This is a genomic window from Streptomyces sp. NBC_00158 (genome assembly GCF_045160885.1).
GTDB lineage: Bacteria > Actinomycetota > Actinomycetes > Streptomycetales > Streptomycetaceae > Streptomyces.
Genome location: NZ_CP108161.1, coordinates 1,853,769 through 1,869,016 on the forward strand (window position 1 = coordinate 1,853,769; position 15,248 = coordinate 1,869,016).

14 protein-coding genes are annotated in these 15,248 nt (G+C 71.6%); 5 read left to right on the forward strand and 9 right to left on the reverse strand.

Annotated features, from left to right (window positions below):
• Nucleotides 1-195: 195 nt before the first annotated feature.
• Both gabT and OG553_RS08140 read left to right on the forward strand, forming a co-directional pair.
• Nucleotides 196-1,530 (forward strand): 4-aminobutyrate--2-oxoglutarate transaminase, encoded by a 1,335-nt coding sequence (gabT, locus tag OG553_RS08135; protein ID WP_405978349.1) that lies wholly within the window; start codon nucleotides 196-198, stop codon nucleotides 1,528-1,530.
• A 410-nt stretch (nucleotides 1,531-1,940) separates the two neighbouring features.
• Entirely contained in the window at nucleotides 1,941-2,453 is a 513-nt protein-coding gene (locus OG553_RS08140; RefSeq protein ID WP_405978350.1) for a phosphatase PAP2 family protein, read from the forward strand.
• Here OG553_RS08140 and OG553_RS08145 read toward each other — a convergent pair.
• The 8 genes from OG553_RS08145 to OG553_RS08180 all read right to left on the reverse strand — a co-directional run bounded on the left by OG553_RS08145 (nucleotide 2,441) and on the right by OG553_RS08180 (nucleotide 12,174).
• A complete protein-coding gene (locus OG553_RS08145) occupies nucleotides 2,441-4,243 on the reverse strand; it encodes a chitinase (RefSeq protein WP_405978351.1) in 1,803 nt (600 codons plus the stop codon). The two genes, OG553_RS08140 and OG553_RS08145, sit on opposite strands and share 13 nt — an antisense overlap.
• 96 nt (nucleotides 4,244-4,339) lie before the next feature.
• Nucleotides 4,340-4,795 (reverse strand): hypothetical protein, encoded by a 456-nt coding sequence (locus tag OG553_RS08150; protein ID WP_405978352.1) that lies wholly within the window; start codon nucleotides 4,793-4,795, stop codon nucleotides 4,340-4,342.
• Nucleotides 4,796-4,983: 188 nt separating this feature from the next.
• Nucleotides 4,984-6,402 carry an NAD(P)/FAD-dependent oxidoreductase gene (locus tag OG553_RS08155; RefSeq protein WP_405978353.1) on the reverse strand — a complete coding sequence of 473 codons (1,419 nt, stop codon included), beginning with the start codon at nucleotides 6,400-6,402 and terminating at the stop codon, nucleotides 4,984-4,986.
• Nucleotides 6,403-6,424: 22 nt separating this feature from the next.
• Nucleotides 6,425-7,219, reverse strand: coding sequence for an ABC transporter permease (locus OG553_RS08160; RefSeq protein WP_405978354.1), 795 nt, complete (start codon nucleotides 7,217-7,219; stop codon nucleotides 6,425-6,427).
• Nucleotides 7,219-8,148, reverse strand: coding sequence for an ABC transporter permease (locus tag OG553_RS08165; RefSeq protein WP_405978355.1), 930 nt, complete (start codon nucleotides 8,146-8,148; stop codon nucleotides 7,219-7,221). The genes OG553_RS08160 and OG553_RS08165 overlap by 1 nt, the downstream gene beginning before the upstream one ends.
• On the reverse strand, nucleotides 8,145-9,293 hold the full coding sequence (locus OG553_RS08170; RefSeq protein ID WP_405978356.1) for an ABC transporter ATP-binding protein: 1,149 nt from the start codon (nucleotides 9,291-9,293) through the stop codon (nucleotides 8,145-8,147). Before OG553_RS08170 ends, OG553_RS08165 begins: the two co-directional genes overlap by 4 nt.
• 69 nt (nucleotides 9,294-9,362) lie before the next feature.
• Entirely contained in the window at nucleotides 9,363-10,610 is a 1,248-nt protein-coding gene (locus OG553_RS08175) for a PotD/PotF family extracellular solute-binding protein (protein ID WP_405978357.1), read from the reverse strand.
• Between the two features lie 49 nt (nucleotides 10,611-10,659).
• Nucleotides 10,660-12,174, reverse strand: coding sequence for a gamma-aminobutyraldehyde dehydrogenase (locus OG553_RS08180; protein WP_405978358.1), 1,515 nt, complete (start codon nucleotides 12,172-12,174; stop codon nucleotides 10,660-10,662).
• 180 nt (nucleotides 12,175-12,354) lie between these two features.
• Here OG553_RS08180 and OG553_RS08185 point away from each other — a divergent pair, with 180 nt between their 5' ends.
• Complete coding sequence (locus tag OG553_RS08185; RefSeq protein ID WP_405978359.1) at nucleotides 12,355-12,909, forward strand: NADAR family protein; 555 nt, start codon at nucleotides 12,355-12,357, stop codon at nucleotides 12,907-12,909.
• Nucleotides 12,906-13,319: an NUDIX domain-containing protein gene (locus OG553_RS08190; protein WP_405978360.1), complete on the forward strand. Its 414-nt coding sequence runs from the start codon at nucleotides 12,906-12,908 to the stop codon at nucleotides 13,317-13,319. Before OG553_RS08185 ends, OG553_RS08190 begins: the two co-directional genes overlap by 4 nt.
• A 30-nt stretch (nucleotides 13,320-13,349) precedes the next feature.
• Here the strand turns inward: OG553_RS08190 and OG553_RS08195 are convergent, their stop codons facing one another.
• Complete coding sequence (locus OG553_RS08195) at nucleotides 13,350-14,102, reverse strand: DUF4190 domain-containing protein (protein ID WP_405978361.1); 753 nt, start codon at nucleotides 14,100-14,102, stop codon at nucleotides 13,350-13,352.
• A gap of 111 nt (nucleotides 14,103-14,213) precedes the next feature.
• Between OG553_RS08195 and OG553_RS08200 the strand changes: the two genes are divergently transcribed.
• On the forward strand, nucleotides 14,214-15,239 hold the full coding sequence (locus tag OG553_RS08200; protein WP_405978362.1) for an adenosine deaminase: 1,026 nt from the start codon (nucleotides 14,214-14,216) through the stop codon (nucleotides 15,237-15,239).
• Nucleotides 15,240-15,248 lie beyond the last annotated feature (9 nt).

The following is a 15,248-nucleotide window of genomic DNA, read 5'->3' on the forward strand; positions in this document are numbered from 1 at the left end:
TCTAGTGCCCGGTCAGGCCCTCCGCCCCGCACCCCGCGCTGATCCGCGGGACACGCCCCGGTTCCTTCCTATGGCCGTCACGGACAAGGACACGCGGGTACCACTCCCGAACGGAGCATGCCTAACCCCCTCCCCCGGGCCTAGCCTGCGGACAAAGACACAAGTGCGTCCGAAAACACCCCCCAGGAGCCTTCCATGACTGCTCTCCCGCAGGAGCGCAAGCTCGTCACCGCGATCCCCGGCCCCAAGTCGCAGGAGCTGCAGGCCCGCCGTCTCGGCACGGTGGCCGGCGGCGTGGGCTCGGTGCTCCCCGTCTTCACGAAGCGCCTGGACGGCGGCATCCTGGAGGACGTCGACGGCAACCGCATGATCGACTTCGGTTCCGGCATCGCCGTGACCTCGGTCGGCGGTTCCGCCGAGGCCGTCGTGCGCCGCGCCACCGCGCAGCTCGCCGACTTCACCCACACCTGCTTCATGGTCACGCCGTACGAGGGCTACGTCGAGGTCTGCGAGGCGCTCGCCGAGCTGACCCCGGGTGACCACGCCAAGAAGTCGGCCCTGTTCAACTCGGGCGCCGAGGCCGTCGAGAACGCCGTCAAGATCGCCCGTGCGTACACCAAGCGCCAGGCCGTCGTGGTCTTCGACCACGGCTACCACGGCCGCACCAACCTCACGATGGCGCTGACGGCGAAGAACATGCCGTACAAGCAGGGCTTCGGTCCGTTCGCCCCCGAGGTCTACCGCGTCCCGGTCGCCTACGGCTACCGCTGGCCCACGGGTGCCGAGAACTGCGGCCCCGAGGCCGCCGCCCAGGCGATCGACCAGATCACCAAGCAGATCGGCGCGGAGAACGTCGCCGCGATCATCATCGAGCCGGTCCTCGGCGAGGGCGGCTTCATCGAGCCGGCCAAGGGCTTCCTGCCGGCCATCGTGAAGTTCGCCAACGACAACGGCATCGTCTTCGTCGCGGACGAGATCCAGTCCGGCTTCTGCCGCACCGGCCATTGGTTCGCGTGTGAGGACGAGGGCATCGTCCCGGACCTGATCACCACCGCCAAGGGCATCGCCGGCGGTCTGCCGCTGGCCGCCGTGACCGGCCGCGCCGAGATCATGGACGCCCCGCACGCGGGTGGCCTGGGCGGCACCTACGGCGGTAACCCGGTGGCCTGCGCCGGTGCGCTGGGCTCCATCGAGACGATGAAGGAGCTCGACCTCAACGCCAAGGCGAAGAAGATCGAGTCCATCATGAAGTCGCGCCTGTCCGCGATGCAGGAGAAGTACGAGATCATCGGCGACATCCGCGGCCGCGGCGCCATGATCGCCATCGAGCTCGTCAAGGACCCGGAGTCGAAGACCCCGAACCCGGAGGCGGCCGGCGCCCTGGCCAAGGCCTGCCACGCCGAGGGCGTCATCGTCCTCACCTGCGGCACCTACGGCAACGTGCTCCGCTTCCTCCCGCCGATCGTCATCGGCGAGGACCTGCTGAACGAGGGTCTGGACGTCATCGAGGCCGCGTTCGCGGGCATCTGACCGAACGTCCAGTTCGAAGGACTGGAACGCTTGCACGCGGCGCCCGCCCCCTACCACCGGTAACCGTCGGGCGCTGTGAAGAAGCTGTGGGGGGCCGATGGCGGGAGCGCGTTCCCGCTGTCGGTCCCCCTTTCGCTGGCGTACGGTTTCTGCAGATGAGTGAGACAGACCGTTCCCGGACTGCCGGGGGCGACACCGGTACCGGGCTTCCCCAGCGCCGTACTGGTCATGCGTTCGCGCACACTCCTCTCAGATCGGACGGCCGTCCGCCCCAAACCCCCCGGGGCGCACGGCAACCCGATCCGGGCGGCCGTCCCGGAACCATCCCCCCTGTTCCGGGACGGCCGGCCATCCTCCTCCCGACGGCCCTGTGCCTCGCCCTCTTCGCCCTGGTCACCTGGCAGGTCCTGGTGTCGGGGCCGCTCCTGGTCCCGGACCACGCCCTCAGCCGCGCCCTGGTGCGCGCCGTCCCCGACGCCGTCACCGAGCGCCTCGCGGACCTGGGCAACGTCCCGGTCGCCGTTCCCGTCCTCGCGCTGGCCATGGCGTACGCCGCCTGGCACGGGCGGCGCCTCGCGGCGCTCGCGGGCGGCCTGGCGATGGCCCTGGTCCCGGCGCTGATCGTGCCCCTGAAGGCGTGGACGGCCCGCCCGGGCCCGCTGGAGCCCTGGGCGGCCGGCTACTTCCCCTCGGGCCATACTGCGACGGCCCTGACCGCGTACGTGGGCGCCGCCCTGCTGCTGGCCCCGCACACCCGCCGCCGCTGGCCGATGGCCGCCGCCCTGGTGCTGTCGGCGGCGACGGCCACGGGCCTGGTGCTGCGCGGCTTCCACTGGCCGCTCGACGTGCTGGCCAGCGTCCTGCTGTGCGTACCGCTGCTGCTGGGGGTCCGCCGGGTGGCCGGCGGTCGTCAGCGGCCGTAGTAGGAGTCGAAGTTCCGGCTGAACTCCCAGCCGCCGAAGCGGTCCCAGTTGACGGACCAGGTCATCAGGCCGCGCAGTGCGGGCCAGCTGCCGTGGGTCTGGTAGGTGCCGCAGTTCCGCTTCTTCGTCAGGCAGTCCAGGGCCTTGTTCACCTCGGCCGGCGGGGTGTGCCCGTTGCCCGCGTTGGTGGTGGCCGGGAGGCCGATGGCGACCTGCTCGGGGCGCAGCGCGGGGAAGGAGCGGGTGGCGTCACCGGCGACGGGGAAGCCGGTGAGCAGCATGTCGGTCATGGCGATGTGGAAGTCGGCGCCGCCCATGGAGTGGTACTGGCCGTCGAGTCCCATGACCGGTCCGGAGTTGTAGTCCTGGACGTGGAGCAGGGTCAGGTCGTCGCGCAGGGCGTGGATGACGGGCAGGTAGGCGCCCGCGCGCGGGTCCTGGCCGCCCCAGGGGCCGGATCCGTAGAACTGGTGGCCGAGCTGGACGAAGAAGGTCTCGGGGGCCATGGTCAGGACGAAGCCGGGACCGTACCTGGCCTTGAGCGTCCGGATCGCGGAGATCAGGTTGGTGATCACCGGGGTGGTGGGGGCGCGGAAGTCGGTGTCGCCGGCGGCGAGGGAGAGGGAGTGGCCCTCGAAGTCGATGTCGAGGCCGTCGAGGCCGTACTCGTCGATGATCTTCGCGACGGAGGTGACGAAGGCGTCGCGGGCGGCGGTGGTGGCGAGCTGGACCTGGCCGTTCTGGCCGCCGATCGAGATCAGCACCTTCTTGCCGGCCGCCTGCCTGGCCTTGATGGCGGCCTTGAACTCGGCGGGGGTCTCGACGCCCGGGCACTCGCTGACCGGGCAGAGCCGGAAGCGGATGTCGCCGGAGGTCACCGAGGTCGGTTCGCCGAAGGCGAGGTTGACGACGTCCCAGGAGGCGGGGGCGTCGGCCATCCGGAGGTAGCCGGAGCCGTTGGCGAAGCTCGCGTGCAGGTAGCCGACGAGGGCGTGGGCGGGGAGCCCGCCGCCGGGGTTCCCGCCGCCCGGGGTGGTGGTGGCGGTGACGGCGGCGCTCCTGGCCGACTCGCCCGCGGCGTTGGTCGCGCTCACCTGGAAGGCGTACGTGGTCGAGGGCGCGAGTCCGGTCACGATGGCCGAGGTGCCGGTGACCGCGAGGGGCGGGACGCCGTCGCGGTGGACGCGGTAGCCGGTGGCGCCGGCGGAGGCCGCCCAGGTCAGCGTGACGGTGCCGGCGGTGGCCCCGCCGGCGCTCAGGCCGGCCGGCGTGGCGGGCGGCTGGGTCTGGCCGCCGCCGGGGTCGGGGCCGACGAGGGCGAGGTCGTCGGTGAGGTGGGCGCTCTGGCCGTACCACCCGTGGGTCCAGACGGTGACGGAGGTGGTGGCGGGGCCGGTGCGGAAGGTGGTGGTCAGCTGCTTCCAGGCGCCCGGGCTCTGGGTCCAGGTGGAGACGTCGGTGGTGCCGGTGCCGGTCGCGCCGAGGTAGACGTACGCGCCCTGCACCCAGGCGGAGAGGGTGTACGCGGAGTCGGGCTTGACGGTGACGGTCTGGGAGCAGCGGGCGTTGTCCTGGCCCGCGGGGGTGGCCCTGAGGGCGGAAGTCCCGCTGTGGACGGGGGTGCTGACGGTGGTTCCGCTGCCGCCGGTGCAGCTCCAGCCGTCGAGGCCGGATTCGAAGCCGCCGTTGCGGACGAGGTCGGCGTCCGCGGCGGTGGCGGGCGGGCCCGCGGTGAGGAGGGCGGCCGCCGCGAGCGCGGCGGCCGCGAGGAGGGACAGGGCTCTGCGCACGACTGCCTCCGGAACGTGGGGGGATGGAGCATCCGGGCACGACGGCGACCAAGATGGTCCAGACCAATCCCCTTGTCAAGGCTTCGCGCAGACCCCTCAGGCCTCTCCCGCCAGGGCCCGCGCCGCCGCCTCGTGCAGGGCGAGCTCCAGCAGGGCCGGGTCGGTGAGGGTGCCCCGGCCGTCCGGGAGTTCGAGCCAGCGCGGCCCGCCCGCGGCCCTGCCCGGGTACGGGACCGCGATCCAGCTCCCGCGCCCCGCCCCCCGTACGCCCGTGCCGATCCAGCGGGAGGCCGTGCCCGGCGGCACGAAGAAGCCCACCCGGGCGTCGCCGGAGCCTGCGAGCACCGGGCCGGGCCGCCCGGGCAGCAGGCCCAGTACGCCGAGGGCGGCCTGCCCCAGTTCCCCGGGCACGATCAGCACGTCCCAGTGCCGGCCGGCGGGCAGCAGGGCGACCCCGAGGGGGTTGCGCTCCCACTCCCACCGGCAGGCGTCCGGATCCGGCGCCGCCGCGGCCAGCCATTCCACTGCGGTCCTCGCTCCCGGGAGCGTCATCGCCCGGCCTCCGTTCGTCTCGTCGCGGTGAGGGTCCTCACCGGGAGAGAGCGGGGCCGGGCGGGGCTATGACGCGGGTTGTGCCACCCCGTGGAGGTGAAGCCGGTCACGGGGCGAACCGCGGGCGTGCGCCGGGGCGTACGGCCCGCGGGTGCGGACGCGGGTGCGGGCGCGAGGACGTACGGGTGTCAGCTGTCGAAGCCGAGCCCGAGGCGGTCCAGCGCCTTGAGCCACAGGTTGCGGTGGCCGCCCCGGGCGTCGGCGCGGGCCAGCGACCACTTGGTCAGGGCGATCCCGGTCCAGGCGAACGGCTCGGGCGGGAACGGCATGGGCTTGGACTTCACCATCTCCAGCCGGGTCCGCTCGGTGGACAGGCCGTCGAGCAGGTCCAGCATCACCTCGGCGCCGAACCGGGTGGCGCCCACGCCGAGCCCGGTGTACCCGGCCGCGTAGGCCACCCTGCCCCGGTGCGCGGTGCCGAAGAAGGCGGAGAAGCGGGAGCAGGTGTCGATCGCCCCGCCCCAGGCGTGGCTGAAGCGCACCCCCTCCAGCTGCGGGAAGGCGGTGAAGAAGTGCTCGGCGAGCTTGAGGTAGGTCTCGGGGCGGTGGTCGTACTCCGAGTCGAGCTTCCCCCGGTAGGGGTAGATCGCGTCGTAGCCGCCCCACAGGATCCGGTTGTCCTTGGTGATCCGGAAGTAGTGGAACTGGTTGGCGCTGTCGCCGAGCCCCTGGCGGTTCTTCCAGCCGATCGAGGCGAGCTGCTCCTCGTCCAGCGGCTCGGTCATCAGCGCGTAGTCGTAGACCGGGACGGTGAAGGGGCGGATCCGGCGGACCAGCGACGGGAAGATGTTGGTGCCCAGGGCCACCCGGCGGGCGAGGATCGTCCCGTAGGGGGTCTCCACCGTCATCCCGGCGCCGGTCTGCGCCATCTTCAGGCCGCGCGTGTTCTCGTAGATCCGCACGCCCTGCTCCAGGCAGGCCCGCTTCAGGCCCCAGGCCAGCTTGGCCGGGTCGAGCATGGCGACGCCGTCGCGGTCCCACAGGCCCGCGAGGAAGGTCGGCGAGTTGACCTCCGCACGCAGGGCCTCGCCCTCCAGCCACTCGGAGCCGCCGCCGAGGCCGAGCTTGACGGCCTCCTCGTGCAGTTCCCGCAGCTCCTCGACCTGGTGCGGCTCGGTGGCCACGTCGATCTCACCGGTGCGCTCGAAGTCGCAGTCGATGCCGTAGCGGGCGACGGCCTCCTCGATGGCGTCGAGGTTGCGGGCGCCCAGCTCCTCCAGCTTGGCCAGCTCGCCCGGCCAGCGGGCCATGCCGTTGGCCAGGCCGTGGGTGAGGGAGGCGGCGCAGAAACCGCCGTTGCGGCCGGAGGCGGCCCAGCCCGCCTCCTTGCTCTCGATCAGTACGACGTCCCGGCCGGGGTCCCGCTCCTTGGCGATCAGCGCGGTCCACAGACCGCTGTAGCCGCCGCCGACGACCAGCAGGTCGCACCGCTCGTCGGAGGTGAGGGCCGGCTGCGGCGCCGGGCGGCCGGGGTCGTCCAGCCAGTACGAGACGGGCTTCGCCTCGGAAAGGGATTTCGCAACACTACGCATGGCGACTGGGGCCATGGCTTCCAACTCCCTACGGGGTCTACTTCGGTTGTGCCTTCTTGCGGCGGTTGCCGGCCCACTGGCCGGCGAGGACCACCAGCACCGCGATGACGAACATCGCCGTGCCGATGACGTTGATCTGGACGGGCGTACCGCGCTGGGCCGATCCCCACACGAACATGGGGAAGGTGACGGTGTTGCCCGAGTTGAAGTTGGTGATGATGAAGTCGTCGAAGGAGAGCGCGAAGGACAGCAGCGCGCCCGCCGCGATACCTGGGGCCGCGATCGGCAGGGTGACCCTGAGGAAGGTCTGCACCGGTCCGGCGTAGAGGTCGCGGGCGGCCTCCTCCAGGCGCGGGTCCATGGACAGGACGCGTGCCTTGACGGCGGCGACGACGAAGCTGAGGCAGAACATCACGTGGGCGATGAGGATCGTCCAGAAGCCGAGCTGGATGCCCATGTTGAGGAAGAGGGCGAGCAGCGAGGCCGCCATCACGATCTCGGGCATGGCCATCGGCAGGAAGATCAGCGAGTTCACCGCGCCGCGCGCCCGGAACCGGTACCGCACGAGCGCGAAGGCTATGGCGGTGCCGAGGACCGTGGCGCCGATGGTGGCCCAGAGGGCGATCTGGAGGGACAGTGCGAGGGAGCCGCACATGTCGGCGACCCCGCAGGGGTCCTTCCAGGCGTCGAGGGAGAACTCCTGCCAGGCGTAGTTGAACCGCCCGGTGGGGTTGTTGAAGGAGAACACCGTCACGACGACGTTCGGCAGGATCATGTACGCGAGCGTGGCGAGGCCCGCGATGACCACGAGATTGCGGCGGAGCCAACGCATCAGACCAGGTCCTCCGTTCCCGCTCGGCGGATGTAGACGGTGACCATGATCAGCACGATGGCCATGAGGATGAAGGACAGCGCGGCCGCTGTCGGGTAGTCGAGGATCCGCAGGTACTGCGACTGGATGACGTTGCCGATCATCCGGGTGTCCGTGGAGCCGAGCAGTTCGGCGTTGACGTAGTCGCCGCTCGCGGGGATGAAGGTGAGCAGGGTCCCGGAGACCACGCCCGGCATCGAGAGCGGGAAGGTCACCTTGCGGAACACGGTGGCGGGGGCGGCGTAGAGGTCGCCGGCGGCCTCGTGGAGGCGGGTGTCGATGCGCTCCAGCGAGGTGTAGAGCGGCAGGATCATGAAGGGGAGGAAGTTGTACGTCAGACCGCAGACCACCGCGAGCGGTGTGGCCAGGACGCGGTCCCCCTCGGTCATGCCGAGCCAGCTGGTGACGTCGAGGAAGCCGACGGCGTTGAGGGCGCCGACCACCGGTCCGCCGTCGGCCAGGATCGTCTTCCAGGCCAGCGTGCGGATCAGGAAGCTGGTGAAGAAGGGGGCGATGACGAGGACCAGCAGCAGGTTGCGCCAGCGGCCCGCCTTGAAGGCGATCAGGTAGGCCAGCGGGTAGCCGAGCAGCAGGCACAGCGCGGTCGCGGTGCCCGCGTACAGCAGGGAGCGCAGGAACTGCGGGAGGTACTCGGTCAGGGCGTCCCAGTAGGTCTGGAAGTGCCAGGTGACCTTGAAGCCCTCTTCGAGCGAGCCGGTCTGCACCGAGGTGGAGGCCTGGTAGATCATCGGCAGCACGAAGAAGACGAGCAGCCACAGGATGCCGGGGAGCAGCAGCCAGTACGGGACCAGGCGCTTCTTCATCGACGCGCGGTGTACCGGGGGCTCGGCGGGCGCGGGGGCCTCGGGGGGCGCGGCGGTGGCGGTCACGCGCTCTCCCCGACGGTCTCGACGCCGGCGTCGATGTCCTGGGCGGCGTCCAGGCCGAAGGTGTGCTCCGGGTTCCAGTGCAGGACCACGTCGGCGCCGGGGACGAGGCGGGCGTCGCGCTCGACGTTCTGGACGTACACCTCCAGCTCCGGGCAGACCTGGCTGTCGATGACGAACTGCGTGGAGACGCCGATGAAGGAAGAGTCGGCGATCTTTCCGGTGATCTTGTTGCGGCCGGTCGCGATGGTGTGCTCGTCGGCCGCCGGGACCAGGGAGATCTTCTCCGGGCGCACGCCGACGAGGAGCTTCCCGCCCGCGCGGGGCGTGGTCGAACATCGGGCGGTGGGCAGCCGGAGGGTGGTGCCGGAGGCCGAGACGATCACGTCGGAGCCGGTGGACTCGACGGAGGCCTCGATGAGGTTCGAGGTGCCGAGGAAGTTGGCGACGAAGGTGGTGCGCGGGTTCTCGTACAGCTCGGCGGGGGCGCCCAGCTGCTCGACGCGGCCGCCGTTCATCACCGCGACCGTGTCGGCCATGGTCATGGCCTCCTCCTGGTCGTGGGTGACGTGCACGAAGGTGATGCCCACCTCGGTCTGGATCCGCTTGAGCTCCAGCTGCATCTGGCGGCGCAGCTTGAGGTCGAGGGCGCCGAGCGGCTCGTCGAGGAGCAGGACCTGGGGGTGGTTGATGAGGGCGCGGGCGACCGCCACGCGCTGCTGCTGGCCGCCGGAGAGCTGGTGGGGCTTCTTGCGGGCGTGCTCGCCGAGCTGGACCAGGTCGATCATCTCGTCGACCTGCTTCTTGACCGACTTGATGCCGCGGCGGCGCAGGCCGAAGGCGATGTTCTCGAAGATGTCCATGTGCGGGAACAGCGCGTAGCTCTGGAAGACGGTGTTCACCGGGCGCTTGTACGGCGGGAGGTGGGTGACCTCGCGGTCGCCGAGGCTGACCGTGCCGGTGGAGGGCTCCTCCAGGCCGGCGATCATGCGCAGGGTGGTGGTCTTCCCGCAGCCCGAGGCGCCGAGCAGGGCGAAGAAGGAGCCCTGGGGGATGGTGAGGTCCAGCGGCTGCACCGCGGTGAAGGTGCCGTAGTGCTTGCTGATCCCGGCGAGGCGGACGTCGCCGCTCGCGGTCTTGTCGGTCATGGGCCTGGGCCTTCGGTGGTGTGTCGTGGGAAGGGGACGGGGCGCGGGGGGGCCGGTGCGTGGGTCCGGTCAGGCGCCGATGAGCTTGGCGAACTTCTCCTCGTACGCCGTCTCTTCCTCGCTGGTGAGGGAGCGGAAGGCGTGGGCCTTGGCGGCCATCTCCTTGTCCGGGACGATCAGCGGGTTGTCCGCGAGGGCCGGGTCGATCTTGGCGAGTTCTTCCTTGACGCCGTCGACGGGGCAGACGTAGCTGATGAACGCGGCCAGCTGGGCCGCGACCTCGGGCTCGTAGTAGTAGTCGATGAGCTTCTCGGCGTTGGCCTTGTGCCGGGCCTTGGCCGGGACGAGCAGGTTGTCGCTGGAGGTGATGTATCCGGCGGCCGGGATCGCGTACTTGATGTCCGGGTTGCCGGCCTGGAGCTGGATGACGTCGCCCGCCCAGGCGATGCAGGCCGCCAGGTCGCCCTTGTCGAGGTCGGCGGTGTAGTCGTTGCCGGTGAAGCGCCGGATCTGCTTGGTGTCCACGCCCTTCTGGAGCCGGCCGATCGCCGCGTCGTAGTCGGCGGTGGTGAAGTTCGCCGGGTTCTTTCCCTGGTCGAGCAGGGTCATCCCGACGGTGTCGCGCATCTCGGTGAGGAAGCCGACGCGGCCCTTGAGGGAGGGGTCGTCGAGGAGCTGCGTGACGGAGTCGACCTTCTTGCCGTCGGTGGCCTTGGAGTTGTAGGCGATGACGGTGTCGATGCCGGTCCACGGGTAGCTGTGGGCGCGGCCCGGGTCCCAGTCGGGGTTGCGGAACTGCGGGATCAGATTGGCGTAGGCGTGCGGGAGGTGGGAGGGGTCGAGCTTCTGCGCCCAGCCGAGGCGGATGATGCGGGCGGCGAGCCAGTCGGTGACGACGATCAGGTCGCGGCCGGTGTCCTGGCCGGCGGCGAGCTGCGGGCGGATCTTGCCGAAGAACTCGACGTTGTCGTTGATGTCCTCGGTGTACTTGACCTGGATCCCGGTCCGCTTGGTGAACTCCTCCAGCGTGGGGCGCGTCTTCTCGTCGTCGCTGGTGTCCATGTACTCGGTCCAGTTGGAGAAGATGAGCTCCTTCTCCTGGTCCGAGTGGTCGTCGGAGGCCACCGCTGTGCCCTCGCGCTTGGCGGGCGGGATGCCGCAGGCGGTGAGGGCGGAGAGGCCGCCCAGGGTGAGCGCCCCGACTCCGGAGGCGCGCAGCAGCGAGCGGCGGGTGAGGGCGCCGCGCCCGCTGGTGAGGCTTCGCCGCATCGCGGCGGTCTGCGCCGCCGAGAGGCGGTCGGGCTCGAACTGCTCCATGCGCGTTGCCCTTTCGGGAGGGATGGCCGCTGGTCAGGCGGCGTGCTTCTTATCGGTCCCCGAAGATCGTGCGGTGCCAGTCCTTCGCGGCCACCGCGGTGTTGTCGAACATCACATGCTTGACCTGCGTGTACTCCTCGAACGAGTAGGCGCTCATGTCCTTTCCGAAGCCACTCGCCTTGTATCCGCCGTGCGGCATCTCGCTGATGATCGGAATGTGGTCGTTGACCCAGACGCAGCCCGCCTTGAGCTCACGGGTGGCGCGGTTCGCCCGGTAGAGGTCGCGGGTCCAGGCGGAGGCCGCGAGCCCGTACGGGGTGTCGTTGGCCAGGGCCAGGCCCTCTTCGTCGGTGTCGAAGGGCAGTACGACCAGGACCGGGCCGAAGATCTCGGACTGGACGACCTCGCTGTCCTGCGCGGCGCCGGAGATCAGGGTGGGCCGGTAGTAGGCGCCGTCCGCGAGGTCCCCGCCGGGGATCTCGCCGCCGGTGACGACCGTGGCGTACGAGCGGGCGCGCTCGACGAAGGCGGCGACCCGGTCGCGCTGGGCGTGCGAGACGAGCGGGCCGAGGTCGGTGCCGGGCGCGAAGGGGTCGCCCAGGCGGACGCTCTCCATCAGCTCCGCGACCCGGGCGGTGAAGGCGTCGTGGAGCGGGCGCTGCACGTAGGCGCGGGTGGCCGCGGTGCAGTCCTGGCCGGTGTTGATGAGCGAGGCGGCGACCGCGCCGTGGGCGGCGGCCTCGACGTCGGCGTCGTCGAAGACGACGAAGGGGGCCTTGCCGCCGAGTTCGAGGTGGAGCCGCTTGACGGTGGCGGTCGCGATCTCGGCGACCCGCTTGCCCACGGCGGTGGAGCCGGTGAAGGAGGTCATGACCACGTCGGGGTGGCCGACCAGGCGCTCGCCGGCGTCCCGTCCGGCACCCGTGACGATGTTGACCACGCCGTCGGGGATGCCCGCCTCCTTGGCCGCCTGGGCGAACATCAGGGAGGTCAGCGGGGTGAGCTCGGCGGGCTTGAGGACGATCGTGTTGCCCGCGGCGATGGCCGGGAGGATCTTCCAGGCCGCCATCTGGAGGGGGTAGTTCCAGGGGGCGATGGAGCCGACGACGCCGATGGCCTCGCGGCGTACGTAGGAGGTGTGGTCACCCGAGTACTCGCCTGCCGCCTGGCCCTGGAGGTGGCGGGCCGCGCCGGCGAAGAACGCGGTGTTGTCGATGGTCCCCGGCACGTCGAACTCGGTCGACAGCTTGAGGGGCTTGCCGCACTGGAGGGACTCCGCGTACGCGAAGTCCGCGGCCTGCTCGGCCAGTACGGCGGCCAGCCGGTGCAGGGCGTCCGAGCGCTCCCCCGGGGTGGCGGCCGACCAGGCGGGGAAGGCCCGCTTGGCGGCGGCCACGGCCTCGTCCACGTCCGCCGGTCCGGCAAGCTCGTAGGTGAGCACCTCCTCGCCGGTGGCGGGGTCGACGACGGTGTGCGACCGCCCCGAGGTGCCGGAGCGGAGCCTGCCGTCGATGTACTGCGCGCCGTCTGCGAAGCGGTCCTTGACCTGGAAGCGGTTACCCATCGCTCTCACGCTCTCCGTAGCTACAGCTCGAATTGAGTGCCGATCCTGGCAGAGGCGTTCTCCTCCGCCAAGTGATTCCGTTGTTGCCTTTTGATTACGCGACGGAATCGGTCGACCATGTGTCGAGGCATCCCCGAAATCCCGTACGAAGTGTCAGTGGTGACTGCAAGACTCGCGTGCATGGAGATGATCGACAAGTTGATCGAGCAGGTCAGCCGTGGTGAGCGGGTGAAGTACCTGCCCTTCTGGGGACACCGCCCCCTGCCGGACGGAAGGCTCGGACCGAGCTGTCTCAGCCAGTGGTGGCCCTCCCCCTTCACTGTGGGTGACGTCCGGTACGCCACGGCGGAGCACTGGATGATGGCCGGGAAGGCACGCCTGTTCGGGGACGCCGAGGCCGAGCGAGCCGCACTGGAGGCCGGCAGTCCGGCGGCGGCCAAGAAGGCCGGGCGGCTCGTGCGCCGCTTCGACGAGGAGGTCTGGCAGCGGGAGCGGTTCGCGCTGGTCGTCGAGGGCAGCGTGCACAAGTTCGACTCCGACCCGGCGCTGCGCTCCTACCTGCTGGGCACGGGGTCGCGGGTGCTGGTCGAGGCGAGCCCCGTGGACCGGATCTGGGGCATCGGGCTGGCCGCCGACGACGAGCGGGCCCTGCGCCCGGACCGCTGGCGCGGCCTGAACCTGCTGGGCTTCGCCCTGATGGAGGCCCGGGAGCGGCTGCGGGCGGAGGAGGCGTGACCGGGCGGCGCCGGGTGGCGGCGGTCATCGTGCGCGAGGGCGCCGTCCTGATGGTCCGCGAGCGCCACCGGGGGCCGTCCGGGCTGCACGACGGGGCCGAGTACTGGACGCTCCCGGGCGGCGGGGTGGAGCCCGGGGAGGACCTGGAGGCGGCGGTCCGGCGGGAGGTGGCCGAGGAGACGGGACTGCGCCCGCTGGAGGTGCGGTACGCGTACGAGGCGCCGTACCCCTCCGGGTGGACCACCTGCTTCCGGGTGGAGGTCGCGCCCGGCGAGCCCGTACTGGGGGTGGACGGGGACCTGGACTGCGCGTGTCCCCGGATGGTGGGGCTCACCTGGGTCCCGGTCCGCCGCGCCGCCCCCGACGGGCCCTGGATGGTCCCCACCCTGCTGTCGGCCGCCCCGATCTGACCCGGGCGGGAGCGGGGCCCGGCGGGTCGCTCAGGCCCGCTCGCGCGGGCCGTCGACCTGGGACACGGAGGACGGGGAGTCGCTTCCGCCGTCCGAGTCGTCGATGTCGGGGCCGAGGAAGATGATCAGGGTCGCGACTATGCCCAGCACCATGCCGACCGCGCCGAGGATGATGCCGGACAGGGCCACCCCGCCGTTGTTGGCCTCGCCCCGGGTGGCCTTGCCCCTGCCCAGCGCCCCGAAGACGACCGCGCCTATGCCGAGCGCGATGGCGCCGACCATCGTGGCGCAGGTGAACACCGACAGGATGCCGAGGACGAGGGCGGTGATCCCGAAGCCGTTGCTCGCGGGCGGCGTCGCGTACGGGTAGGCGTACGGATACCCGGGCTGGCCCGGCTGTCCGGGGTATCCCGGGTATCCGGGCTGTCCGGGGTAACCGGGGTAGCCGGCCTGGGCGGGATACCCGGGCTGCCCCGGGGCCCCCGGCGGGCCGGGGTAGGCGTACCCGCCGGGGCCGGGCTGCGCCGGGTACCCGTACGCGGACCCGGCGGCCGGGGGCCCCGGGTACGGAGCGGCGGCCGGCGGGGGCGGCTGGGGCGGCGGGTACGCGGACGGCGCGGGTGCGGGCGCGGGCGGCACGCCGGGCATGCCCGCCATCGTCGGCTGCTCGTGCACCGGGGGCACCGGCGGGGCCGGCTGCGAGCCCTGCGGCTTCCCCTGGCCGGCCGGCGGCCGCTCGGGCGGCGCCCACGGGTCCCTCGGTTCAGGGCTGTGGTCGGTCATGCGGCGCCCCCCTTCTCTCGTACGGCCATGCTAAGCGCTGCCACCGACACGGCCCGGGCCTGCCTACGATGAAGCCGACCCGCCCGCACCCGCGTCCCCCCGGAGGCCCCCATGCCCGACCTGCACCCCTTCATCGCGGGGCTGCCCAAGGCCGAACTGCACGTCCACCACGTCGGCTCGGCGTCGCCCCGCATCGTCGCCGAACTCGCCGCCCGCCACCCCGACTCCAAGGTCCCCACCGACCCGGAAGCGCTGGCCGACTACTTCACCTTCACCGACTTCGCCCACTTCATCGAGGTCTACCTGTCGGTCGTCGACCTGGTCCGCACCCCGGACGACGTGCGCACCCTCACCTTCGAAGTCGCCCGCGACATGGCCCGGCAGAACATCCGCTACGCCGAACTCACCATCACCCCCTACTCCTCCACCCGTCGCGGCATCGACGAGAACGCCTTCATGGAGGCCATCGAGGACGCCCGCAAGGCCGCCGAGACCGAACTCGGCGTCATCCTGCGCTGGTGCTTCGACATCCCCGGCGAGGCCGGCCTGGAGGCCGCCGCCGAGACCGCCCGCCTCGCCGTCGACCTGCGCCCCGAGGGCCTGGTCTCCTTCGGCCTGGGCGGTCCCGAGATCGGCGTCCCCCGCCCGCAGTTCAAGCCGTACTTCGACCTGGCCCGCGCCGCGGGCCTGCACAGCGTCCCGCACGCCGGCGAGACCACCGGCCCGGAGACCGTCTGGGACGCCGTCCGCGAGCTGGGCGCCGAGCGCGTCGGCCACGGCACCAGCTCCACCCAGGACCCCGAGCTGCTGAAGCACCTCGCGGAGAACCGGATCGCGCTGGAGGTCTGCCCGACCTCCAACATCGCCACCCGCGCGGTGGCCGAGCTCGACCGGCACCCCATCAAGGAGATGGTGGCGGCGGGCGTGCTCGTCACCATCAACAGCGACGACCCGCCGATGTTCGGCACCGACCTCAACAACGAGTACGCGGTCGCCGCCCGGCTCCTCGACCTCGACGAGCGGGGCCTCGCGCAGCTCGCCAAGAACGCCGTCGAGGCCTCCTTCCTGGACGGGGCCGGCAAGGCGAAGATCACGGCGGAGATCGACGCGTACACCGCCGAATGGCTCGCCCGCTGACTCCCCTTG

Bases quoted from the DNA above. Each gene is read 5' to 3' on its own strand.
- OG553_RS08155 (WP_405978353.1), bottom strand. From the start codon at position 6,402: ATGGCCCCAGTCGCCATGCGTAGTGTTGCGAAATCCCTTTCCGAGGCG.
- OG553_RS08170 (WP_405978356.1), bottom strand. From the start codon at position 9,293: ATGACCGACAAGACCGCGAGCGGCGACGTCCGCCTCGCCGGGATCAGC.
- OG553_RS08200 (WP_405978362.1), top strand. From the start codon at position 14,214: ATGCCCGACCTGCACCCCTTCATCGCGGGGCTGCCCAAGGCCGAACTG.
- OG553_RS08185 (WP_405978359.1), top strand. From the start codon at position 12,355: ATGGAGATGATCGACAAGTTGATCGAGCAGGTCAGCCGTGGTGAGCGG.
- OG553_RS08175 (WP_405978357.1), bottom strand. From the start codon at position 10,610: ATGGAGCAGTTCGAGCCCGACCGCCTCTCGGCGGCGCAGACCGCCGCG.
- OG553_RS08150 (WP_405978352.1), bottom strand. From the start codon at position 4,795: ATGACGCTCCCGGGAGCGAGGACCGCAGTGGAATGGCTGGCCGCGGCG.
- OG553_RS08180 (WP_405978358.1), bottom strand. From the start codon at position 12,174: ATGGGTAACCGCTTCCAGGTCAAGGACCGCTTCGCAGACGGCGCGCAG.
- gabT (WP_405978349.1), top strand. From the start codon at position 196: ATGACTGCTCTCCCGCAGGAGCGCAAGCTCGTCACCGCGATCCCCGGC.
- OG553_RS08160 (WP_405978354.1), bottom strand. From the start codon at position 7,219: ATGCGTTGGCTCCGCCGCAATCTCGTGGTCATCGCGGGCCTCGCCACG.
- OG553_RS08195 (WP_405978361.1), bottom strand. From the start codon at position 14,102: ATGACCGACCACAGCCCTGAACCGAGGGACCCGTGGGCGCCGCCCGAG.